This window comes from Streptomyces violaceusniger Tu 4113 (assembly GCF_000147815.2).
Classification (GTDB): Bacteria; Actinomycetota; Actinomycetes; order Streptomycetales; family Streptomycetaceae; genus Streptomyces; species Streptomyces violaceusniger_A.
On record NC_015957.1, the window covers coordinates 4,687,142 to 4,707,388 of the forward strand.

Genomic DNA, 20,247 nt, shown 5'->3' on the forward strand with positions numbered 1-20,247 from the left:
ACGGGACGGTGCTCAGAGCGCGGGAACGGTGCCGCCGTCGATGACGTGTTCGGCGCCGACGATGGCGGAGGCCCGGTCGGAGACGAGGAAGGCGACGAGTTCGGCGACTTCTTCAGGCCGGTTGGGGCGCCCGAGGGGGATGCCGCCGAGGGAATCCATGAGCGACGCCAGAGCGGTTTCCCGGTCGCCGGTCTGCTGGGCGATGCGGTCGATGAGCGCGTCCGCCGCACTGGTCTGGATGAACCCGGGAGAGACCGTGTTCACCCGCACACCGAGCGGTGCCACTTGGTTCGCCAGGCCCTTGCTGTAGGTGCTCAGAGCCGCCTTGGCGGCGGCGTAGGCCAGCGTGCCGTTCCACAGTGGCATCCGGCGCTGGATCGAGGAGACGTGGACCACCGCACCCCGGCCACGTTCGATCATGCCCGGGATCAGGGCGCGGTCCAGGCGGACGGCGGCGAGCAGGTTGTGGTTCAGCTCCTGCTGCCAGATCTCCTCGGACATCGCCTCGAAGCCCCCGGCGGGCGCGGCCGAGCCGCCGAGCGTATGGACCAGGATGTCCGTGCCGCCGAGGCGCCGTTTCGTCTCCCGTGCGACGTGTTCGGCGCCTTCCGGTGTGGTCAGGTCGGCGCCCACGAAGTCGTCGTCGGGGACGTCCTCGGGCTGGGAGCGGGCGGTGACCAGTACGGTCGCACCGGCCGTCCGCAGCCGGGCCGCGATCGCCGCTCCGGCACCCTTGGTGCCACCGGTGACGAGTGCGCGACGGTCGGCGAGAGAATCATCGGGAGAGGTGGGCAAGGCTGTCCGTTCCGGGACGCACACGAACACGCCCCTTGCGACTGCTAAAATAGAAGCAAGTAACTTTCACTTTAGCAGTAACTCGGGAGGGTGTCGCGATGGCAAGCCGGATCAGGCTGGAGGACCGTGAGTGTCCGCTGTCGACCACGGTTCAGCACGTGGGGGAGTGGTGGACGCTGCTGATCCTCCACGACGCCTTCGACGGCTACACACGCTTCGACCAGTTCCAGCAGAGCCTGAACATCTCCACCAGCATGCTCACCACCCGCCTGAAGACCCTGGTGGCGGACGGCCTCCTGGAGCGGCGCCCGTACCAGAGCAACCCGGTGCGCCATGAATACGTGCTGACCGAACGCGGCCGTTCCCTGCGGCCCGTGGTCGTCGCCCTGGCCGCCTGGGGTAATCAGCACCTCGCGCCGGAGGAGCGCGCCATGATCCTGGTCGACGCCCGGACCGGTGAGGAGGTGGAACCCGTCGTGGTGGACGCGCGCACCGGCCGAAGCCTCGACGACGGCGACACCTTCGTCTTCACCGCGGGGCCGGCCGCCAGCGACGCGATGCGAGCCCGGTACGTCGAACTCGACCGGCAGCGTCCCGCGCACGCCCGAGAGGCGCGCGAGGGGGGCCTGCCCGTCTGATCGGGCGTCTCGCCGAGGTGAAGTGCTACCCGGCGGATGCAAGCGGAGCGCGGATCAGAAGACCTGGAGGAAGCAGCCGAGCGCGATGGCCACGATGACCACGGCCACTGCGGTCGTCCTCAAAACTTTCGCTGTCGGCACGGGAATCCTTCCTCGCGCGAGCGGCTGGGCTCACAGGCAGTAGCGAACGAGCCACTCGTCGGGGTTGTACGTGTCCTTCGCGGGGTCCGGCGCGATGGCCGCCCTCTCCTCCACAGTGTCCTCCAGGTGGATCCGCTCCGGCAGCTTGCTGAACCGGGCGCGGCGCGCCGTCTCCGCGGCATCCGGCACTTCCCGCTTATCCGACATCGCATCGTTCCTTGTCGTTTCGATGGTCCAACGATGGTTGCAGCCACATTCATCACCGGTCAAGTAGGTGACGCGATGGGAATCGCGCACTGTGCCGGCCGCGCGTTCGCCCGGGTGCTGCTCGAGCACGGCGCCGCGAAGGTCTACGCCGGTGTCCGCGATCCGGCCCGCGTGGTCGACCAGCACCTCACTCCGCTGCGTCTGGACGTCACCGAGCCGGAGCAGATCGCCGAGGCCGCTGCCATCGCGGACGATGTCAGCATCGTGATCAACAACGCGGGCGTCGGGGGCTCCGGCACGGGACTCCTGGAGGGCGACTTCGAGGCCGCCCATCAGGCGATGGAGGTCAACTACTTCGGCACCTGGGCCGTTTCCCGGGCGTTCGCCTCGATCGTCGCCCGCAAAGGCGGTGGCGCGCTGGTGAACATGCTGTCGCTGGTGTCCTGGGTCGGGCAGCCGGGCTTCCCCGGATACGCCCCTCCAAGTCGGCCCAGTGGTCATTGACGGTGCTGCGCAAGGGACTTCAGGAACAGGGCACGCTCGTGGTGGGGGTCCATTCCGGCTTCGTGGACACGGACCTCAGCTCCTGGGTGGACGCGCCTAAGATCACTACCGCCGACGTGGCGGAGCAGACCATGGAAGCCTTGGCGAACGACCGGTGGGAAGTTCTCGCCGACGACGAGACCAGGCAGGCCAAGGCCGCCTTGTCGCAACCTCTTCACGCCGAACCCGGTAGGTGATGTGTCGCGTCGGCCGCGCGTCGGCGATTATGTTCCCGCGTCTGTGTGCCCGCGTCCGTCCAACGGCCGTTTCTCCCACCTGGATATCCCTCAGCGCAGCGAGCGAAGGCGGCGATCGTGTCAGAAGAGCGTCAGGAGACCACGTGGCGTCAGGAAACCACGCGGGTCGAGCTGATGAGTCGGCCCACACCGCTGGAGGCCGCGCCGCGGCTGGCCCGGGCCATCGGGCTGGAGCCCGGTGACCTATGGGTCAAGCGTGACGATCTGACCGGGCTGGGCGGCGGGGGCAACAAGGTCCGCAAGCTGGAGTGGACGGCCGGGGCCGCCCGCGCCGAGGGCGCCACCACGCTGGTGACCAGCGGGGCCGCGCAGAGCAACCACGCCCGCCTGACGGCAGCGGCCGGGGCGCGGCTGGGCATGGACGTGGTCCTTGTCCTCGCCGGTGCGCCGAGCGAGGGGATGACCGGCAACATCGTGCTCGACGGTCTCTTCGGCGCCCGCGTCGTATGGGCGGGGGAGGTGAGCGAGGCCGAACTCGCGGCGGCCGTGGCGGACGTGGCCGGGGACCTGCGCGCGCAAGGCGCTCGGCCCGCGGTGATCCCCTTGGGCGGATCCAGCGTGCTGGGCGCCCGGGGTTATGCCGAGGCGGGGACGGAGCTCCTGGAACAGGCCCCGGACCTGGCCACGGCGGTCGTGGCGGTCGGATCGGGCGGCACCATGGCCGGTCTCGTCCACGCCCTCGGAGCCGAGCGGGTGCTGGGGGTGCACTGCGGAGCCATCGCCGATCCCGAGCACACCGTCGGCCACCTGGTCGACGGGCTGGCCGGACGGCCCGCGGCCACGTCCCTGCGGCTGCGCCTGGATCAGGTCGGTCCCGGCTACTCCGCGCTCACCGAACCGGTCATGGACGCCATCACCACCGCGGCCCGCACCGAAGGCATCATCCTCGACCCCGTCTACACCGGCCGTGCCCTGGCCGGTCTCATCGCGGCCGTCCACGACGGGCAGGTGCGCCCCGGGCAGCGCACGGTCTTCCTGCACACCGGCGGTCTGCCCGGTCTGTTCGGGCACACCGAGGCGCTGCGGCGGGCGCGTTCCGCCGTGGCCGACACCGCCGTACGGTGGCCCCGCGGCTGAGCATCGCACCGGCTCGGCCCCGGGACCGGATATTGGCCCGGGGCCGGTCGGCCCGCGTGGTCCTGGAGAGCCGGGCGGTCCTGGAGGGTCGTGCCCTGCTGGAACGGGCCGGTGCTACTCCGCGGGGGAGGGCGGCGGCGGGGGAGTGGCCGCCGGACCGTCCGACTCCGCACCCTCGGCGGCACCGTCGACCGCGTCGGCGCAGGTGGCGAGTCGGCGGGCCAGAGCGCGCACATGGTCGCGCAGGGCGTCCGGATACTCGATCACGAACGGGAGGTCCAGCCAGGCGAGCACGGAGGGCACCCACTCCAGCCGCTCGGCCCGCAGCTCGACCCGCACCCATCCGCTGCCTTCCCCCTCCGCCGTATCTCCGACGCCGCCCTGCCCCGGTTCGGCCGGAAGCTCCCGCACCGTGGCGAGCCCCGGCGGGAGCCGGTGGCGGACCTGTTCGACCGTGCCCTGGACCCGCAGTGACACCTCGTGCAGATAGGGCACCCCGGCGAGCCCCGACAGCACCCGGGCGGCCGGATCGAACCCCACGGGCACCTCGAACGACCCGGGCAGCACCGTCGCGGATTCGATCCGGTCCAGCCGGAACGTGCGGACCTCGCCGCTGGCCGAGTCCGCCCCTGTCACATACCAGCGCCCGGAGTGCGCGACGATCCCGTACGGGTGCACGGTGCGTTCGCTGCGCCGCCCCTTCCACGCGGTGTAGCTGACGGCGACCGGCCGGCGGTCCCGCGCGGCCTCCGCGAGCATCAGCAGCACGCTCGTCTCCGGGATGACCACGGGACGGGCGGGGGCGGTGAAGTCGGCGGTGGCCAGCAGCGCGTCCAGCCGACGGCCGAGCGCCTCCGGCAGCACCCGGCGCACCTTGGCGGCGGCGCTCTCCGCCGCCGCGACGGACGTGGTCACCAGCCCGGCCCGGCGCCCGGCGACCAGGCCGAGCAGCACCGCCAGCGCCTCCTCGTCGGTGAGCATCAGCGGGGGCATCCGGTAACCGGGGGCGAGCCGGTAGCCGCCGTAGCGGCCGCGCACCGAACGGACCGGGACGTCCAGGTCGATCAGGTGGCCGATGTAGCGCCGTACGGTGCGCTCGTCCACGCCGAGCCGGTCGGCCAGGTCGGCGACGGTGCGGGTGCCACCGGCCTGCAGGATCTCCAGCAGGGCGAGCACGCGGGCGGTCGGTCGGGTCATGCCGGGAAGTATGGCGCGGATACCGGGCGGCTCCTGTCCGGTATCCCGCCTAGCGTGCGGGCCATGGCAACCTACGTACTTCTTCCCGGGTTCTGGCTCGGGGCCTGGGCCTGGCGCGCCGTGGCGGCCGACCTGCGCGGCCGGGGGCACGACGTCCATCCGCTCAGCCTGACCGGGATGGGCGAGCGGGCGCATCTGGCCCGGCCCGACACCGATGTGGAGACGCACATCACCGATGTGCTCAACCTGATCCGCTACGAGGACCTGCACGACGTGGTCCTGGTCGGGCACAGCTATGCCGGTGCGGTGGTGGTCCCGAGCGTGGCGGACCGGATGCCGGACCGGATCAGACGGATGGTGTTCATCGACAGCGGTCCGCTGCCGGACGGGATGTCCCACGCGGAGTTCGCCCCGCCGGAGGAGCAGAGGCGCAACGCCGAGCTGGTCCGCGAGGAGGGACACGGCTGGCAGCTCCCGCCACCGCCGTGGCAGCGGCCGGCGTCCGAGGTGCCCGGGCTGCCGGACGGCACGCTCGAACGGCTGGTGCGGCTGTCGGTGCCGCAGCCGTGGGCCACCGCCACCACTCCGGTCCGGCTGACCGAGGCATGGGAGAAGCTGCCGCGGCTGCATGTGCTGTGCGGCTTCCCGGTGGAGCAGGTCCGGGCGCGGATCGCCACCGTTCCGGCCTTCCGGCACATGGCGACCGAGAGTTCGGCGTACCGCGAGCTGCTCGGCTGGCACTGGCCGATGTTCGACCGGCCCGGCGAGCTGGCGACGATCCTGCACGAGGCGGCCTGACCGGCACGACTCACCCTTGGTGCGGCTCGCCGCCTGGCGCCGGTGGCGAGCCTTGCGAAAGATCAAAATCACCTGTCAGGATGGTGACGTGAATCTGGAGCATGTCTTTCTGTGTGGGAACCCCGCTCTCGACTTCGCCGCTACGTTGCGCGCTCGCCGCTCGGTGCGGTTCGAGATGTTCGTGTCACCGGACCGGCTGGACGCGTGGTACCTGGAGTCCGGAATCGTCGATACCGTCTCCGCCGGTCAGCATGCCGACGTCGAGCGCGCGGTGGCCCTACGGGAGGCCATCTACGAGCTGGTCACCGCCCGCGTCGCGGGGGATCCCTACCACGGCGAGGCACTCGCCGTGGTGAACGACACGGCCCGCAAGCCTCCCGCGGCGCCGCAACTCACCGCGAGCGGGCGGCGGACGGACGCGACATCGGAAGAGGCGCTCTCCACGGTGGCGCGGCATGCCGTCGAGCTTCTCAGCGGACCGGATGTGCCGCTGCTCAAGGAGTGCGGCAACCCCGAATGCACCCGTGTCTACATCGACCGGTCGCGCGGCGGGCGCCGGCAGTGGTGCGGCATGGAGCCCTGTGGCAACAAGCTCAAGGCGGCCGCCTACCGCGCCCGCAAGCGGCAGGCCCAGGGGCCTGCCGCGCGGTGATGAGCACCCCGCCTGCCCATCGCTGATCACAACGAGCTGATCACACGGCCCGGCTCGTGGCGGACGACCGTCGGCGGGAATGCATGTCCTGCGACTCTAGACAGGACTGGACATGTATGGCTAACTACCGGACATGCCTAAACAGGTCCTCAAGCATCAGCGCATCGCCCGCGTTCTGGCCCGCGAGATCCACAGCGGCGCCCTGGAGCCGGGCAGCAGGCTGCCCGGCGAACACGCGCTCACCCGGCGCTTCGCGGTCAGCAGGGCCACCGTTCGCCAGGCGCTGGACGAGCTCAGCAAGCAAGGGCTGATCTCCACGCACGCGGGCGTCGGCTCTTTTGTCACCTTCGACGGTGGCCTGCTGGACAACCGCCTGGGCTGGACCAGGGCGCTGGCCGACCAGGGCGCCCGCGTCACCACCGAGGTCCTCCGTCTCGAAGCGGTGCGCGATGCCCGGCTGGCCGGGGAACTGGGCATCGAGGGCGTCGAGTTCATGGCGCTGGACCGGTTGCGCGTGCTGCCGGAGGGCACCGCGGTCGCGCTGGAGCGCAGCAGGGTTCCGATGGCCCCGGCCCTGGCCGACGTCCCGCTCGGCGGGCTCCTCGACGGCTCGCTGACCAAGACCCTCGCCGCGGTCGGCATCCGCGCCACCCATGGGGACGAGTGGGCCTCCGTACGGCAACTGGCCGCCGACGAGGCGACACTGCTCCGCCGCCGGGAGGGTGAGGTGTGGCTCAACACCCGCCGGGTCAGCCGCGGAGCCGATGGCCAGATCGTCGAGCAGGTGACCAGCCTGCTGGACCCCGCCCGCTTCCAACTGCACCTCGGCTTCGGCGAGCAGCCCCAATGAGGCCCCCAATGAAGCCCCAATAAGGCTCCCCCCATGCGGCCCCTGATGAGACCGCACACGGCGCCCGCCCTCCCCGACGTACCGCCTCCGCGCACCGACAGGAATCCCGAATGAACCACCAGCACGACCGCGCGCTCGGCGCCCTCTACGGCCTGGCGATGGGCGACGCCCTCGGTATGCCCACCCAGATCATGTCCCGGGCGTCCATCGTCGCCCGGTTCGGCACCGTCACCGGTTTCGAGCCCGGTCCCGAAGACAACCCGGTAAGTGCCGGAATGCCCGCCGGTTCGGTCACGGACGACACCGATCAGGCCGTCATCGTCGGCCGGCTGCTGACCGGGTCCGGCGGGCGGATCGAACCGCTGCGGCTCGCGCACGAGCTCCTGGAGTGGGAGCGCGCCATGAAGGCCAGGGGCTCCTTCGACCTGCTCGGCCCCTCCACCAAGGCGGCCCTGGAGGCCGTGTCCCGCGGCGTACCGCCGGAGGAGGCGGGCAAGGCCGGTGCCACCAACGGCGCGGCGATGCGGATCACCCCCGTCGGCGTCGCCTTCCCCGACACCCCGCTGGAGCCCTTCCTCGACCGGGTCGCGGAGGCGTGCCAGGTCACCCATGACACCTCCATCGGCATCGCCTCCGCGGCCGCCGTGGCCGCCGCGGTGAGCCGTGGCATCGAGGGCGGTGATCTGGAGGACGCCTTCGGCGCGGCGGTCACGGCGGCCGCGGCCGGGGCCGAGCGCGGCCACTGGGTCGCCGGTGCCGATATCGCCGCCCGCATCGGCTGGGCCGTGGAGCTGGTCCGCGGTCTGCCCGAGCGGCAGGCCCTGGATCGCGTCTGCGACCTGGTCGGCACCAGCGTCGCCAGCCAGGAGTCGGTCCCCGCCGCCTTCGCCGTGCTGGCCCTCGCCGAGGGCGAGCCGTGGCGGGCCTGTCTGCTGGCGGCCAACCTCGGCGGTGACTGCGACACCATCGGCGCCATAGCCGGTGCGATAGCCGGTGCCGTCAGCGGGGCCTCGGGCCTCCCCGACGAGGCCCTCGCCACTCTGCGTTCGGTCAACGGTCTCGACCTGGAACCGCTGGCCACGGCCCTGCTCGCGCTGCGCGCCGGCACGGCCGCGTGACCCCCACGCCCGCCCTCACATCCGCACCGGAGCGCCCCCGGACAGAAAGACAGGTACCACCATGGCGGCTTCAGAGAACGACCGCGTCGGCTCCGTGGAGACCCGAGGCATCGAGCCGGTTCCGGACGCCGAGCGCCACGGCCACGCGAGCCAGATGTTCTGGACCTGGTTCGCCGCGAACATCAGCATCCTCGGTCTGCCGCTCGGCGCGGCCCTGGTCAGCTTCCGCGGCCTGAACATCTGGCAGGCGGCCGTCGTGGCCATTCTCGGCTCCTTCGGCTCCTTCGCCCTGGTGGGCGCCCTCAGCATCGCGGGGAAGCGGGGCGGAGCGCCCGCCCTCACCCTCTCCCGCGCGGTGTTCGGCGTCCGCGGCAACGCCGGCCCCACGCTGGTCACCTGGATGAGCAGGCTCGGCTGGGAGACCATCAACACCACCACGGCCGCCTTCGCCCTGCTGGCACTGCTCGACGCCGCCTTCGGCATCCGGCGGAACACCGTCCTCACCGTGGTGTGCCTGCTCGTCTTCATCGGCTGCACGCTGCTGATCAGCGGACTGGGCCACGCCACCATCATGTGGATCAACAGGTGGGCCAGCTATATCTTCGGCCTGCTCAACCTGGTCGTGATCATCTTCCTCGCCACCACCGTGGACTGGGACAAGGTCTTCCACGCCCCGGTCGGGTCGGTGAGTTCGATGGTTGTCGGCGTCGGCATGATCGCCGCCGGTACCGGGATCGGCTGGGCCAACACGGGCGCCGACTACGCCCGTTACCTGCCCCGGCGGATTCCGGGTGGCAGGCTGGTGGCCGCTTCCGCCTTCGGCGCCGGTATCCCGCTGGTCGTGCTGATCTCGCTGGGTTCACTCCTGGCGGCGGGAGAACCGAATCTCGCCTCCGCCTCCGACCCCGTCTCGGCGATCAACACGATGCTGCCATCGTGGATGTCCATCCCGTATCTGATCGCCGCGTTCGGCGGACTGCTGCTCTCCAACCACCTGTCCGTCTACTCGGCCGGACTCACCATGATCACCCTGGGCATACGGGTCCGGCGCACCCTCGCCGTCGGCCTGGACGTGGTCGTCACCTTCGCGGGCGGGATCTACTTCATCCTGATCGCCAAGGACTTCTACGGCCCGTTCATCACCTTCCTCACGCTCCTCGCCGTCCCCATCAACGCCTGGGTGGGCGTCTTCGCGGTCGACCTGATACTCCGCCGGTCCTACGACGGCGCGGCGCTCATGAACGTCGGCCGGTCCAGCCGCTACTGGTTCCGGGGCGGGATCGCCTGGGCCGCGGTGATCGCCTGGGCGGCGGCCATCGTGGTGGGCCTGTTGTTCACCGAGGCCGGCACCAGCGCGACCGACGTGTGGTTCTCCGGGCCGCTGTCCCATAGCTGGATCGGGTCCAACGGACTGGGGTGGGTGGTGACCCTGCTGCTGGCCGCCGCCGTGTACGCCGTGCTGCGCAGGTTCGACGGCACCGTCCGCGAGGAGGCGTCCGGGCAGCGTACCCAGCAGCAGGTGCTGCCCGCCCCGGCCGCGGGGGAGCTCTCATGAGCGGCCACGACGGCGTTCTCGACGCCCCGGGCGAGGTCACGGGCGGCCGGCTGGTCCTGCTCGGCAACGCCATCGTCGACCTGGTGATGCGGGTGCCCGCACTGCCCGAACGCGGCGGCGACATCGTCTCCACGGACACCACCCTCACCACGGGCGGCGGATTCAACGTCCTCACCGCCGCCCGCCGCCTGGGCCTGTCGGCCGTGTACGCGGGCGCCCATGGCACCGGGCCGTTCGGCGACCGGGTGCGGGCCGACCTCGCCCGGGAAGGCATCGAGATGGTGCTGTCCCCGATCACGGAGGAGGACACCGGGTTCTGCGTCGCCTTCGTCGACGGCGGCGGCGAGCGCACCTTCGCCACCAGCCTCGGAGCCGAGGCCCGGCTGACCGAGGCCCACGCGACGTCCGTGCTCGCCACGCTGCGCCCCGGCGACATGGTGCAGATCTCCGGCTACGGGCTCGCCTACCCGGTCAACGGTCCGGTCCTGGCCTCACTCGTCGCGCGGCTGCCGGAGCACGTCCGGGTCTTCCTCGATCCGGGTCCCCTGGTCGACCAGATCCCGGAGGAGGTGCTGGCACCGGTTCTGGAGCGCTGCGACTGGGTCAGCTGCAACGAGCGTGAGGGGCGGCTGCTGACCGGCCGGGACGACGCACAGGAGGCCGCGGCGGCGCTCGCCGCCCGGCTGGGCCCGCGCACCGGGGTACTGCTGCGGGCCGACGCGGCGGGCTGCTGGCTGGTCCCGCCCGGCGGAGAGGCCCTGCACATCCCCGGCCGCCGGGTGACCGCGGTCGACAGCAACGGCGCGGGCGATGCCCATACGGGAGCGTTCCTGGCCCTCCTCGGCCACGGGCTGGACCCGAGCACCGCCGTACGAGGCGCCAACGCCGCGGCCGCCTTCGCGGTCACCCGGCACGGCCCCGCCACTGCCCCGACCCTCGGCGAGCTGCTGGGCTTCCTCGACGGCGAGCCCCTCGCGGCGCGGCTGTCCTCGGCGCTCGGGCGGTAGCCCGCTCGCGTCACGGGGGCGGGCCTCCGTGACGCGAGCGCGCGCTTCACCCGGCGGTTTCGGAAGTGCCCTTCCCGCCGGGTGTGTGCTCATCGTCGCCGAGGATGTGGTCGCGCACCGCGGTCAGGATACGGTCCGAGAGGTCGTCGTCCGCGCAGGCCCGTGACAGGACCAACGCCCCGATCATGGTGGAGAGTTCGACCAGAATCGTCCCTTCGTCCGGCGAGGTGTCGCCGGACTTCCTCGTGAGTCGCTCCATTCCGTCGACCAGGTTGCGCATGCCATCGGCGTAGGCCCGCCGCAGCGGGTCGCCGGGCTCCGCGCGTGCGGCGTCCACCGCCAGTGCCGCGGCGGCGCATCCCAGCGCGGGGTTGTCGCGGTGGAGGGTGGACAGATAGGCCGCCAGGAAGGCCGCCCGGGCGCCGCGGCCGCGCTCCTCGCCCGTGCCCTGGCTGGCGTTTCCGTCCGCGTCAGGGCCCGTGTCCTCGCCCTCGGCGAGGTCATCCATGGCCGCGAGGCGTTCGGCGAACGCGGCCGAGCACGCCTGGGCGATCAGATCGTCCTTCGAGGCGAAGTGGCGGTAGAACCCGCCGTGGGTCAGACCCGCCGCCGCCATCGCCTGGGGAACGCTCACCTTGTCGGCGCCGTGAGTGCGCACCAGCTTCGCGGTGGCCGCGATCACCTGCTCGCGGTGGCGCTCGGCCTCGGCTCGGGATGCTCGGGGCATGGTCGGTACTTCCTTCTGCGTAGGTTGCCGGACTCGGGTACGGGATGCCGGTACCGCACCGATGATATTTGCAACCCGTTATAGATGATGCTAGTAATCTATTTTAGCGCGCCACAGGGACGCCGGCCTCACGGTCCGCCGTCCCTGCAGGTCCGAGCGCGCTCTGAGACAAGGAGGGTCCGACATGGTTGCGATCGATGGTTCCGTGGTGCTGGTGACCGGAGGTCAACGTGGCATCGGCAAGGCATTCGTGGAGGCATTGCTCGAGCGTGGCGCGGCGAAGGTCTACGCGACCGCCCGGAAGCCCAGTCCCAGCGAGGACCCGCGGGTCGAGGCCGTTTCCCTGGATGTCACCGACGCGGACGCGGTCGCGGCCCTCGCCGACCGGGCCACGGATGTGAACATCGTCATCAACAACGCGGGGGTGCTGCTGCCCTCGCCACTGCTGACGGCGGACATGAGCGACGTGGTGGCGACGTTCGAGACGAATGTCTTCGGGGCTCTGCGGGTGGCACGTGGCTTCGCCCCGGTCCTGCGGGCGAACGGCGGTGGCGCGCTGGTCGACATGCACTCCGTGCTGTCCTGGGGCGCCGGCGCGGCAGCCTACGGCGCCTCGAAGGCCGCGCTGTGGTCGATGACGAACTCTCTCCGGGTCGAGCTGGCGCCGCAGGGGACCCAGGTCGTCGGCGTACACCTCGGTTTCGCCGACACCGACATGGTCGCCGGGATCCCGTCCCAGAAGATCTCTCCCGCCGAAGTGGCCGAGACGGTTCTGGACGGCGTCGAGGACGGCACCAGTGAGGTGCTCGTCGACGATGTGACCCGGCAGATGAAGGCGGCGCTCGCCGGGCCGGTGGAGGGCCTCACCGTTCCCCTCGGTCGCTGACCGGCCACGGCGACATCCACCGGTCACCACTGTCGCCCATTGCCACCGTCACTGTCTTCGAAGGAGAGAGAGCCATGCCCCTGTGGCACATCTACCATCCGGTCGACGCCTATTCCGCCGAGCAGAAGCGGAAATTCGCCGCGGACGTCACGGAGTACTACACCCAGGTCGGTCTGCCGAAGTTCTACGTCGTCACCCTCTTCCATGACATCCCGGAGTCCTCGTTCCTGGTCGGCGGCGAGCCGTCGAACCGCACCGTCCGGGTCGTGATCGAGCACATCGCCCGCCGCTTGTCGGACCCCGAGACGAGGAAGAGGTCCGCCGAGGGGCTCGACCGTGTGCTGGCCCCTCACACCCGGGACCGCGGGCTGTACTGCGAGTTCCACATCGACGAGACGCCCCGGGATCTCTGGATGATCGACGGGATGGCGCCTCCGCCCCCGCGCAGCGAAGCGGAACAGGTCTGGGCGCGTGAGAACCGGCCGCTGCCGTACTGACCGGCCGACCGCGACCGCGACCGCGACCGCGACCGCACCACGGCAGCGCGAGGCCGCCGACGGCGATCGGCGGCCTCGCGGGAGATCCCATGGCCGAGCGGGGGCGGCTCTGGTTGGATCACCGTATGGCCCATGCGGATACGCGGAAGATCGGGATCCTGCTGTTCCCGGACGTGGAAGAGCTCGACGCCGTCGGCCCATGGGAGGTGCTGTCGTACTGGACGCACACCTTCACCGAGGACGGGTGGCAGGTGTTCTGCCTCTCCGCCGACGGCAACCCCGTGACCTGCGCGAAGGGGCTCACCGTCGAGGCGCATCAGGCGATGGCCGACCTGCCCGCACTGGATGTGCTGCTGCACCCCGGCGGCCGGGGGACCCGGCCCCAGCTCGAGGATGAGCAGCACCTGGAGTGGATCCGGTCCCAGCGGCGATCGGTTCCCCTGATGACCAGCGTGTGCACGGGGTCGCTGGTCTACGCGGCGGCCGGGCTGCTGGCCGGGCGGCCCGCGACCACGCATTGGGGATCGCTGGACCTGCTCGCGGAGCTCGACCCGACGATCGACGTACGGCCCGACGAGCGGTTCGTCGACGACGGTGACGTGATCACCTCCGCGGGGGTCTCGGCCGGTATCGACATGGCTCTTCACCTGGTCGCCCGGCTGGCCTCGCCGGAGCGCGCACGTCAGGTGCGACGTGGCATCCAGTACGACCCGCAACCGCCGGTGTGAGCACACCGCACCGGCACAGCGGCACGGCTCAGCCGGGGCTCGAGCGGCCGTGCCGCCAGTACCCGAAGAACGCGATGTCCGGCTTCGGTACGCCGCGGTCCTGCGCCAGATGGCGGCGCACCCCGGTGGCCAGCCCGGCCTCCCCGGCGACCCAGGTGTAGAACCGGCCCGGCCGCAGCGACGCCTTCTTGACCGCGTCGAGGGCCAGTCTGCCGGGCAGCGCGTTCGCGCCGTCCGGGCCGGCCACCGCACCCGTACGCCTTCGGGAACGGTGATGTCCGCGCGGATGTCGGCGGTCCCCGCCACCTCCAGGAAGACCTTCCCGGCCAGTGACGCCGGAGCGTGTTCGAGGATGGCGAGGATCGCCGGCACGGCGCTCTCGTCCCCGGCGAGGAGCTGCCAATCGGCATGAGCGGGCGGCAGGTAGGTCACGCCCATGTCGAAGATGCCCGCCGGATCTCCGGGCCGGGCGCGGCGGGCCCATGCGGCGGCCGGGGTGTCGCCGTGCAGGGCGAACTCGATGTCCACTTTGCCGGGTTCGGGCCGGGCGCGGCGGATGGTGAAGTTGCGCACCCAGGGCCTGCGTGATTTCGGCAGCAGGAGAATCTCCGCCATCCACGCCTCGCTGGAGAGCTTCGGCATTCTCAGCCTGTCCTGCCCCTCGCGGGGAAGGAACAGCCGCACGGTCTGGTCGAAGCCGGTGGGCTTCAGATGCTCCAGATCCGGGCCGCCGAGTGTGATGGTCGAGAATCCGGGCGTCAGTGTGGTGTTCCCGCGTACCTCCAGCGTGATCATTCGCCGTGATTCGGGTGTGCGCACCTTGGGCAACACGTCTTTCCCTGCCTTCCGTTCGAGTCCGCTCGCCGTGGGGTCACAGGTCCACGACGAGCCGCGAGGACAGGGCGCGGGACACACAGGCGTACATCCGGCCCGCGGGGGCGCCGATGTCGTCCCGGTGCTCGGGCTCGCCGTCGACGACGGCGAGTTCGCAACTGCCGCAGACCCCTTCGCGGCATCCGGACGCCACCGGATATCCGGCGTGGGTCAGGGCGTCCAGCAGCGACTCGTCGGGCGGCACCTGAACCGTCTGCCCGGACCGCGCGCACACCGCCTCGAACGCCGTGTCGGGGGCGAACGACCTGGGCATCGGGCGGAACCCGCTCCGCGTACAGCCGTCCGGCCGGGAACGCGGCCTCGGCCGCGGCCAGCATCGGTCCGAGGCCGCAGGCACCCGTCACCTCGATGCCCGGGCGGCCGCCGGCCGCGCCGTCCGGGGCCACGGAACGTCCGGCGCGCGAGGGCGTCTGCGGCGGGGCCACCGGGACGACGGACGGGGACCTGGGGGGCCAGGTCCCCGTCCGTCTCTCCCGGTGCGGGTCGAACCGCGGGTGTCAGTCGAGCGTGATGGTGGGCTTGCGCAGGTCCATCCATGTCGCCAGGTCCAGGGCGCGTTCGATGATGGCGCGCTGCTGGGTGGTGATGTCCTCCGCCGGTGCGGCGATCGCCTCCTTCAGCGTCTCGGTGCGGCACAGTTCGAGGGCCTGGTGTCCCGAGGTGATGAGGTCGCCCACCTGCTGCTTGATGGCGGAGAGATAGGCGGGGTCGAAGCTGCCGGGGTAGCCGCTCTTCTTGCGGTTGGCCACGGACTCGGGCAGCACATCGCGGGTGGCCTCGCGCAGGATGCTCTTCTCCCGCCCGTCGAATGTCTTCAGCGACCAGGGGGTGTTGAAGACGTAGGAGACGAGGCGGTGGTCGCAGAACGGCACCCTGACCTCCAGGCCGACGGCCATGCTCATCCGGTCCTTGCGGTCGAGCAGGGTGTTGACCATGCGGGTGAGATGCAGGTAGCAGACCTGGCGCATGCGCTTCTCCAGGCCGGTCTCACCGTCCTTGAGGGGGACTTCGTCCAGGGCGCTGAGGTAGTGGTCATGGAGGTAGGTGTCCAGGTCGAGCTTATCGGTGAGGTCCTGGGACAGCAGGCTCTTGGTGTCGCCGAGCGTCAGTCCTCCGGCGAGCCACGGGAAGGTGTCGGCCTCGCGCCGCTCGTCGTGGAACCACGGGTAGCCGCCGAAGACCTCATCGGCGGACTCGCCCGACAGGGCCACGGTCGACTGTTCGCGAACGGCCTTGAACAGCAGGTAGAGCGAGTTGTCCCGGTCGCCGAGCCCGGTGGGCAGATCCCTGGCCGCGATGGCAGCCTGCCGCACCGCCGGGTCGGACAGGGCGGAGCCGTCGAGCATGATGTCCCGGTGGTCGCATTTCACATGCTCGGCCACGGCGTGCACATACGGGGTGTCCACGCTGGGCGCCACGTCGATCGCGCGGAAGTTCTCCGCCTGCCCGGGGAAGTCCACGGCGAAGCTGCGGACGGTCTCGCCGTGCTCGCCGAGCTTGCGGGCGGCCAGCGAGGTCATCGCCGAGGAGTCGAGCCCCCCGGAGAGCAGGGTGCAGCGGGGCACATCGGCGACGAGCTGCCGGGCGATGATGTCCTCCAGCAGCTCCCGCACATGGGCGACGGTCGCGTCCTGGTCATCGGTGTGCTCGGAGACCTCCAGGCGCCAGTACGCCTGTTCGCGAAGTCCATTGCGGTCGACGACGGCGATGTGGCCGGGGCGCAGCTCCTTCATTCCCTTCCAGATCGCATGCCCCGGTGTCTTGGCGAAGGAGAAGATCTCCCGCAGCCCGTCGACGCCGACCTCGGGGGCGGCGAGCGGGTTGGCGAGGATGGCCTTGGGCTCGGATCCGAAGAGGACGCCGTCGTCGGTCTCGTAGTAGTAGAACGGCTTGATGCCCATCCGGTCCCGGACCATTACCAGCTTTTCCGTGCGGGAGTCCCAGATGGCGAAGGCGTACATGCCGTTCAGCTTCTCGGTGAGGGATTCGCCCCACTCCACATAGCCGCGCAGGACGACCTCGGTGTCGGAGTCGGTGGTGAAGCCATGGCCCCTGCGGCGCAGTTCGTCGCGCAGCTCGGTGAAGTTGTACGCCTCACCGGAGTAGACCATGCTCACGGGACCGTCGGCGGTGTCGACGGTCATGGGCTGTGCCCCGCCGGGCAGATCGATGACGGCCAGCCTGCGGTGGCCGAGCGCAGCCTTGCCGGTCACCCACGCTCCGGCCGCGTCCGGTCCTCGGCAGGCCATCGTCTCCGTCATGGCGTCGAGGACCTGGCGATGGGAGGTCAGATCGCGGCGGTAGGAGACCCAGCCGGTGATGCCGCACACAGTGATCATCCCTTTCACTCAGCAGAGATGGTTGCCTGTGAAAACCATCTACCTCTCCGGAGGCGGACCGCTACCGGGCGCTGATCCCTGGGGGAGTGGCATTTCTCACTGGTAAATTCCTGTTAATGATAAGTTTCGCGGTGGTCGCTGGCCGAAAAACGCCGCCCACTAAATTCCCATTTTACAGCCGATATCCACGTCGCAATTCGTAAGCGAAAATGCCGGCCGTATACGAAAGAGGCCGGGCCCGGTGAGCTGAGGCACCGTCACCCTCGGCCGTTCCTCGGCGGACTCCTCCCCGGCTGCCGTCGGGGGTGCCGGGTACCTCCGTGACCTGGGGGGTTACCATATGAGCGCCACCTAGCTCGAAAGATGGATTTGTGACTCTCAACGAGGACTCGTTCACCAACTGGAAGCACCGCGAGGAGATCGCGGAGTCGATGATCCCCGTCATCGGGAAGCTGTATCGGGAGCGGGACGTCACGGTCCTGCTGCACAGCCGCTCCTTGGTGAACAAGTCGGTCGTCAGCATCCTCAAGACCCACCGATTCGCCCGCCAGATCGCCGGTGCGGAACTCTCGGTCACCGACACCCTGCCCTTCCTGCAGGCGCTCACCGCGCTCGACCTCGGCCCCTCCCAGATCGACATCGGCATGCTCGCCGAGACGTACCGGGCCGATGACCGCGGTCTCTCGGTGGAGGAGTTCACCGCCGAGGCCGTCGCCGGTGCTACGGGCGCCAACAAGATCGAGTGCCGTGAGGGACGCGATGTCGTCCTCTACGGTTTCGGCCGCATCGGCCGCCTCGTCGCCCGCCTGCTCATCGAGAAGGCCGGGTCCGGCAACGGCCTGCGACTGCGCGCCATCGTCGTCCGCGGGGGCGGCGGCCGGGCCGGCGAAGATCTCGTCAAGCGCGCCTCGCTGCTGCGCCGCGACTCCATCCACGGTCAGTTCCAGGGCACGATCACCGTTGACGAGGCCAACAGCACGATCGTCGCCAATGGCAACGAGATCAAGGTGATCTACGCCGATGACCCGACGTCGGTGGACTACACGGCGTACGGCATCAAGGACGCCATCCTCATCGACAACACCGGCAAGTGGCGCGATCGCGAAGGGCTGTCGAAGCATCTGCGCCCCGGTGTCGACAAGGTGGTGCTGACCGCGCCGGGCAAGGGCGATGTGCCCAACGTCGTCCATGGCGTCAACCACGACACGATCAAGCCGGACGAGCAGATCCTGTCCTGCGCGTCCTGCACCACCAACGCGATCGTCCCGCCGCTGAAGGCGATGGCGGACGAGTACGGCGTCCTGCGCGGCCATGTGGAGACCGTCCACTCGTTCACCAACGACCAGAACCTGCTGGACAATTACCACAAGTCCGACCGCCGTGGCCGCTCGGCGCCGCTCAACATGGTCATCACCGAGACCGGTGCCGCCTCCGCCGTCGCGAAGGCCCTGCCCGACCTCGATGCGAAGATCACCGGCAGCTCGATCCGCGTCCCGGTGCCGGACGTCTCGATCGCCATCCTCAATCTGCAACTCGCGCGCGAGACCAGCCGCGAGGAGGTCCTGGACTATCTGCGCGATGTGTCCCTGACCTCGCCGCTCAAGCGCCAGATCGACTTCACCAGCGCCCCCGACGCGGTCTCCAACGACTTCATCGGCTCGCGCCACGCTTCGATCGTCGACGCCGGTGCCACCAAGGTCGAGGGCGACAACGCCATCCTCTACCTCTGGTACGACAACGAGTTCGGCTACTCCTGCCAGGTCATCCGCGTCGTCCAGTACGTCTCCGGGGTGGAGTACCCGACCTACCCGGCCCCGGTGGCCTGACACCCGGCCGGCGACGGCCACGGCGGGCTCGGCGGGCTCGGCGGGCTCCCCGCCGAGCCCGCCTATCCCCCCGCTCCGGGCTCGTCGGCCAGCAGCCGTGCGATGCCCGCCGGTCCGAAGACGTCCCGCGTGGCGAGGGCGATCCCGCCGTGGAGCCCGGAGCGGCCCTTGAGCTGGGTCGCGGTGATGGTCAGCTTGCGGGTGGCCAGGGGGAGGGCGCGCTGGTACACGGCGGCTCGTACGGCGGAGACGAGGTCGTCGCGGAGTTCGCTCAGCGGACCGGCCAGGATGATGCTGCGCGGATTGAACATGTGCACCAGCACGGCGACCACCTCCCCGACCTCCGTGGCCGCCTGGCGTACGGCGTGCAGTGCGGCCGGGTCGCTGTCGGCGACGCGCTGGGCGAGCACCCGGGTGCCGTACAGAGGGTCGTCGTCGGTCGACTCGGGGATGCCGAGGCCGCGCAGGACGGCGCGGTGCGAGGCGATCGCCCCGACGCAGCCGACGTTGCCGCAGACGCACAGGACGTTGCCCCCGCTGACGGCACGGGTATGGCCGATGTCGCCGGCGGCTCCGTCGGCGCCGCGGTACACATCACCGCCCGCGGTGACGAGGCCCGCCCCGATACCGCTCGCGATCTTGATGCAGAGCAGGGGAGTCTCCGCCCCGCCCTGTTCGGCCTCGCCCAGGGCCATCAGATTGACGTCGTTGTCCACGACGACCGGGGCGCGGAAGCGTTCCCGGAGGTGCTCGGCGACGGGGTAGCCGTCCCAGCCTGGCATGCCGGTCGGCTGTACCGCGCAACCCTGCTGGAAGTCCACCGGACCGGGCAGGCCGACGACCACCTCACGCAACCGGCCGGGATCGCGGTCGTACTCCGCCAGCAGCCTCCGCAGCAGCTCGGCGACCGCGTCCAGCACGATCCGCGGGCCCGCGTCGATCCGGACGGCGACCGTGTCCTGTGCGATCAGCCGCCTGCTGAGATCGGCGATGGCCACGTGGGAGGCGGTGGTGTCGACGTCCACGGCGACGACGGTGCCGGCCTGTGGGCTGATCGTCAGCACCCGGGGCGGTCGTCCCCGGACGGATCGCCTGGACTCGACCTCCTGCAGGATGCCGTTGCCGACGAGATTCTCCACCTGCTGGCCCACGGTCGACCGGGCCAGGCCGCTGCGCCGCGCGAGCTCCGCGCGGTTGGTCGCCTCCCCGGAGATCACAAGCCCCAGCACCCGGCGCAGTGCGAGGGGGACCGATGCGGGGGCACATGATTCCTCCGCCCAGCCGTCGTCTTTATGCATTCGAGTGACCGTAATGTTGCTCCCTTGGGTCCGTCAACGATTCTCCCCTCTCACCTTGCCCTTCAGGCGCTTCCAGGGCGAGCGCGCAGAAAATTTGGCCACTTTTAGGCCTTGGAAAAAATTAAATAAGCTGTCTTGTGCTTGCTGCCAGAACTAAACCAAGGTGATGCGCAGCGCGGCGTCAGACCGCGATCGGCGGTGGGACGACGGAGGTGCA

Annotated in this window: 20 protein-coding genes and 2 pseudogenes; 14 read left to right on the top strand and 8 right to left on the bottom strand. The window is 70.5% G+C overall.

Annotated features, from left to right (window positions below):
• Positions 1–12: 12 nt before the first annotated feature.
• Positions 13–795 (bottom strand): SDR family oxidoreductase, encoded by a 783-nt coding sequence (locus tag STRVI_RS19285; RefSeq protein WP_043236133.1) that lies wholly within the window; start codon positions 793–795, stop codon positions 13–15.
• 98 nt (positions 796–893) lie between these two features.
• On the opposite strand from STRVI_RS19285, the gene STRVI_RS19290 reads away from it, so the two are divergent.
• The gene (locus tag STRVI_RS19290) at positions 894–1,433 is read left to right on the top strand and encodes a winged helix-turn-helix transcriptional regulator (RefSeq protein ID WP_014057357.1); all 540 of its coding nucleotides are present in this window, start codon (positions 894–896) and stop codon (positions 1,431–1,433) included.
• Positions 1,434–1,604: 171 nt separating this feature from the next.
• Here the strand turns inward: STRVI_RS19290 and STRVI_RS52725 are convergent, their stop codons facing one another.
• On the bottom strand, positions 1,605–1,781 hold the full coding sequence (locus tag STRVI_RS52725) for a hypothetical protein (RefSeq protein ID WP_014057358.1): 177 nt from the start codon (positions 1,779–1,781) through the stop codon (positions 1,605–1,607).
• A gap of 75 nt (positions 1,782–1,856) precedes the next feature.
• Between STRVI_RS52725 and STRVI_RS54415 the strand changes: the two genes are divergently transcribed.
• The 3 genes from STRVI_RS54415 to STRVI_RS19300 all read left to right on the top strand — a co-directional run bounded on the left by STRVI_RS54415 (position 1,857) and on the right by STRVI_RS19300 (position 3,658).
• Positions 1,857–2,285 carry an SDR family NAD(P)-dependent oxidoreductase gene (locus STRVI_RS54415; protein WP_251982666.1) on the top strand — a complete coding sequence of 143 codons (429 nt, stop codon included), beginning with the start codon at positions 1,857–1,859 and terminating at the stop codon, positions 2,283–2,285.
• A gap of 2 nt (positions 2,286–2,287) precedes the next feature.
• Complete coding sequence (locus tag STRVI_RS54420) at positions 2,288–2,521, top strand: hypothetical protein (RefSeq protein ID WP_251982667.1); 234 nt, start codon at positions 2,288–2,290, stop codon at positions 2,519–2,521.
• Positions 2,522–2,638: 117 nt separating this feature from the next.
• Positions 2,639–3,658 (top strand): D-cysteine desulfhydrase family protein, encoded by a 1,020-nt coding sequence (locus STRVI_RS19300; RefSeq protein WP_014057359.1) that lies wholly within the window; start codon positions 2,639–2,641, stop codon positions 3,656–3,658.
• A gap of 114 nt (positions 3,659–3,772) precedes the next feature.
• Here the strand turns inward: STRVI_RS19300 and STRVI_RS19305 are convergent, their stop codons facing one another.
• Positions 3,773–4,855 carry a helix-turn-helix transcriptional regulator gene (locus STRVI_RS19305; RefSeq protein WP_014057360.1) on the bottom strand — a complete coding sequence of 361 codons (1,083 nt, stop codon included), beginning with the start codon at positions 4,853–4,855 and terminating at the stop codon, positions 3,773–3,775.
• Between the two features lie 63 nt (positions 4,856–4,918).
• On the opposite strand from STRVI_RS19305, the gene STRVI_RS19310 reads away from it, so the two are divergent.
• The 6 genes from STRVI_RS19310 to STRVI_RS19335 all read left to right on the top strand — a co-directional run bounded on the left by STRVI_RS19310 (position 4,919) and on the right by STRVI_RS19335 (position 10,835).
• Complete coding sequence (locus tag STRVI_RS19310; protein ID WP_014057361.1) at positions 4,919–5,653, top strand: alpha/beta fold hydrolase; 735 nt, start codon at positions 4,919–4,921, stop codon at positions 5,651–5,653.
• An 88-nt stretch (positions 5,654–5,741) separates the two neighbouring features.
• Positions 5,742–6,305, top strand: coding sequence for a CGNR zinc finger domain-containing protein (locus STRVI_RS19315; RefSeq protein ID WP_014057362.1), 564 nt, complete (start codon positions 5,742–5,744; stop codon positions 6,303–6,305).
• 133 nt (positions 6,306–6,438) lie between these two features.
• The gene (locus STRVI_RS19320; RefSeq protein WP_014057363.1) at positions 6,439–7,155 is read left to right on the top strand and encodes a GntR family transcriptional regulator; all 717 of its coding nucleotides are present in this window, start codon (positions 6,439–6,441) and stop codon (positions 7,153–7,155) included.
• A gap of 110 nt (positions 7,156–7,265) precedes the next feature.
• Entirely contained in the window at positions 7,266–8,273 is a 1,008-nt protein-coding gene (locus STRVI_RS19325) for an ADP-ribosylglycohydrolase family protein (protein ID WP_014057364.1), read from the top strand.
• 61 nt (positions 8,274–8,334) lie between these two features.
• Positions 8,335–9,828 carry a purine-cytosine permease family protein gene (locus tag STRVI_RS19330; protein WP_014057365.1) on the top strand — a complete coding sequence of 498 codons (1,494 nt, stop codon included), beginning with the start codon at positions 8,335–8,337 and terminating at the stop codon, positions 9,826–9,828.
• Positions 9,825–10,835, top strand: a complete 1,011-nt coding sequence (locus tag STRVI_RS19335) for a PfkB family carbohydrate kinase (protein ID WP_014057366.1) — start codon at positions 9,825–9,827, stop codon at positions 10,833–10,835. The genes STRVI_RS19330 and STRVI_RS19335 overlap by 4 nt, the downstream gene beginning before the upstream one ends.
• 46 nt (positions 10,836–10,881) lie before the next feature.
• On the opposite strand, the gene STRVI_RS19340 is transcribed toward STRVI_RS19335, so the two are convergent.
• Positions 10,882–11,562 (bottom strand): TetR/AcrR family transcriptional regulator, encoded by a 681-nt coding sequence (locus STRVI_RS19340; RefSeq protein ID WP_014057367.1) that lies wholly within the window; start codon positions 11,560–11,562, stop codon positions 10,882–10,884.
• A 184-nt stretch (positions 11,563–11,746) separates the two neighbouring features.
• Here STRVI_RS19340 and STRVI_RS19345 point away from each other — a divergent pair, with 184 nt between their 5' ends.
• The 3 genes from STRVI_RS19345 to STRVI_RS19355 all read left to right on the top strand — a co-directional run bounded on the left by STRVI_RS19345 (position 11,747) and on the right by STRVI_RS19355 (position 13,673).
• Positions 11,747–12,448, top strand: coding sequence for an SDR family oxidoreductase (locus tag STRVI_RS19345; protein ID WP_014057368.1), 702 nt, complete (start codon positions 11,747–11,749; stop codon positions 12,446–12,448).
• A gap of 74 nt (positions 12,449–12,522) precedes the next feature.
• A complete protein-coding gene (locus tag STRVI_RS19350) occupies positions 12,523–12,945 on the top strand; it encodes a tautomerase family protein (RefSeq protein WP_014057369.1) in 423 nt (140 codons plus the stop codon).
• A gap of 125 nt (positions 12,946–13,070) precedes the next feature.
• Positions 13,071–13,673: a DJ-1/PfpI family protein gene (locus STRVI_RS19355; RefSeq protein ID WP_043239213.1), complete on the top strand. Its 603-nt coding sequence runs from the start codon at positions 13,071–13,073 to the stop codon at positions 13,671–13,673.
• A 28-nt stretch (positions 13,674–13,701) separates the two neighbouring features.
• Here the strand turns inward: STRVI_RS19355 and STRVI_RS19360 are convergent.
• The 3 genes and pseudogenes from STRVI_RS19360 to asnB form a co-directional block, all read right to left on the bottom strand.
• Positions 13,702–14,468 (bottom strand): annotated as a pseudogene (locus STRVI_RS19360) (siderophore-interacting protein).
• A 76-nt stretch (positions 14,469–14,544) separates the two neighbouring features.
• Positions 14,545–14,899: pseudogene (locus tag STRVI_RS19365) on the bottom strand (2Fe-2S iron-sulfur cluster-binding protein); the annotation flags it as partial.
• Positions 14,900–15,064: 165 nt separating this feature from the next.
• Entirely contained in the window at positions 15,065–16,897 is a 1,833-nt protein-coding gene (gene asnB / locus STRVI_RS19370; RefSeq protein ID WP_043239215.1) for an asparagine synthase (glutamine-hydrolyzing), read from the bottom strand.
• A 380-nt stretch (positions 16,898–17,277) separates the two neighbouring features.
• Here asnB and STRVI_RS19375 point away from each other — a divergent pair, with 380 nt between their 5' ends.
• Positions 17,278–18,732, top strand: coding sequence for a glyceraldehyde-3-phosphate dehydrogenase (locus tag STRVI_RS19375; protein ID WP_014057372.1), 1,455 nt, complete (start codon positions 17,278–17,280; stop codon positions 18,730–18,732).
• Positions 18,733–18,794: 62 nt separating this feature from the next.
• Here STRVI_RS19375 and STRVI_RS19380 read toward each other — a convergent pair whose 3' ends face one another.
• The gene (locus tag STRVI_RS19380; protein ID WP_014057373.1) at positions 18,795–20,030 is read right to left on the bottom strand and encodes an ROK family transcriptional regulator; all 1,236 of its coding nucleotides are present in this window, start codon (positions 20,028–20,030) and stop codon (positions 18,795–18,797) included.
• Positions 20,031–20,247 lie beyond the last annotated feature (217 nt).

Bases quoted from the DNA above. Each gene is read 5' to 3' on its own strand.
- STRVI_RS19290 (WP_014057357.1), top strand. From the start codon at position 894: ATGGCAAGCCGGATCAGGCTGGAGGACCGTGAGTGTCCGCTGTCGACC.
- STRVI_RS52725 (WP_014057358.1), bottom strand. From the start codon at position 1,781: ATGTCGGATAAGCGGGAAGTGCCGGATGCCGCGGAGACGGCGCGCCGC.
- STRVI_RS54415 (WP_251982666.1), top strand. From the start codon at position 1,857: ATGGGAATCGCGCACTGTGCCGGCCGCGCGTTCGCCCGGGTGCTGCTC.
- STRVI_RS19305 (WP_014057360.1), bottom strand. From the start codon at position 4,855: ATGACCCGACCGACCGCCCGCGTGCTCGCCCTGCTGGAGATCCTGCAG.
- STRVI_RS19310 (WP_014057361.1), top strand. From the start codon at position 4,919: ATGGCAACCTACGTACTTCTTCCCGGGTTCTGGCTCGGGGCCTGGGCC.
- STRVI_RS19320 (WP_014057363.1), top strand. From the start codon at position 6,439: ATGCCTAAACAGGTCCTCAAGCATCAGCGCATCGCCCGCGTTCTGGCC.
- STRVI_RS19325 (WP_014057364.1), top strand. From the start codon at position 7,266: ATGAACCACCAGCACGACCGCGCGCTCGGCGCCCTCTACGGCCTGGCG.
- STRVI_RS19330 (WP_014057365.1), top strand. From the start codon at position 8,335: ATGGCGGCTTCAGAGAACGACCGCGTCGGCTCCGTGGAGACCCGAGGC.
- STRVI_RS19335 (WP_014057366.1), top strand. From the start codon at position 9,825: ATGAGCGGCCACGACGGCGTTCTCGACGCCCCGGGCGAGGTCACGGGC.
- STRVI_RS19340 (WP_014057367.1), bottom strand. From the start codon at position 11,562: ATGCCCCGAGCATCCCGAGCCGAGGCCGAGCGCCACCGCGAGCAGGTG.
- STRVI_RS19345 (WP_014057368.1), top strand. From the start codon at position 11,747: ATGGTTGCGATCGATGGTTCCGTGGTGCTGGTGACCGGAGGTCAACGT.
- STRVI_RS19350 (WP_014057369.1), top strand. From the start codon at position 12,523: ATGCCCCTGTGGCACATCTACCATCCGGTCGACGCCTATTCCGCCGAG.
- STRVI_RS19355 (WP_043239213.1), top strand. From the start codon at position 13,071: ATGGCCCATGCGGATACGCGGAAGATCGGGATCCTGCTGTTCCCGGAC.
- STRVI_RS19380 (WP_014057373.1), bottom strand. From the start codon at position 20,030: ATGCATAAAGACGACGGCTGGGCGGAGGAATCATGTGCCCCCGCATCG.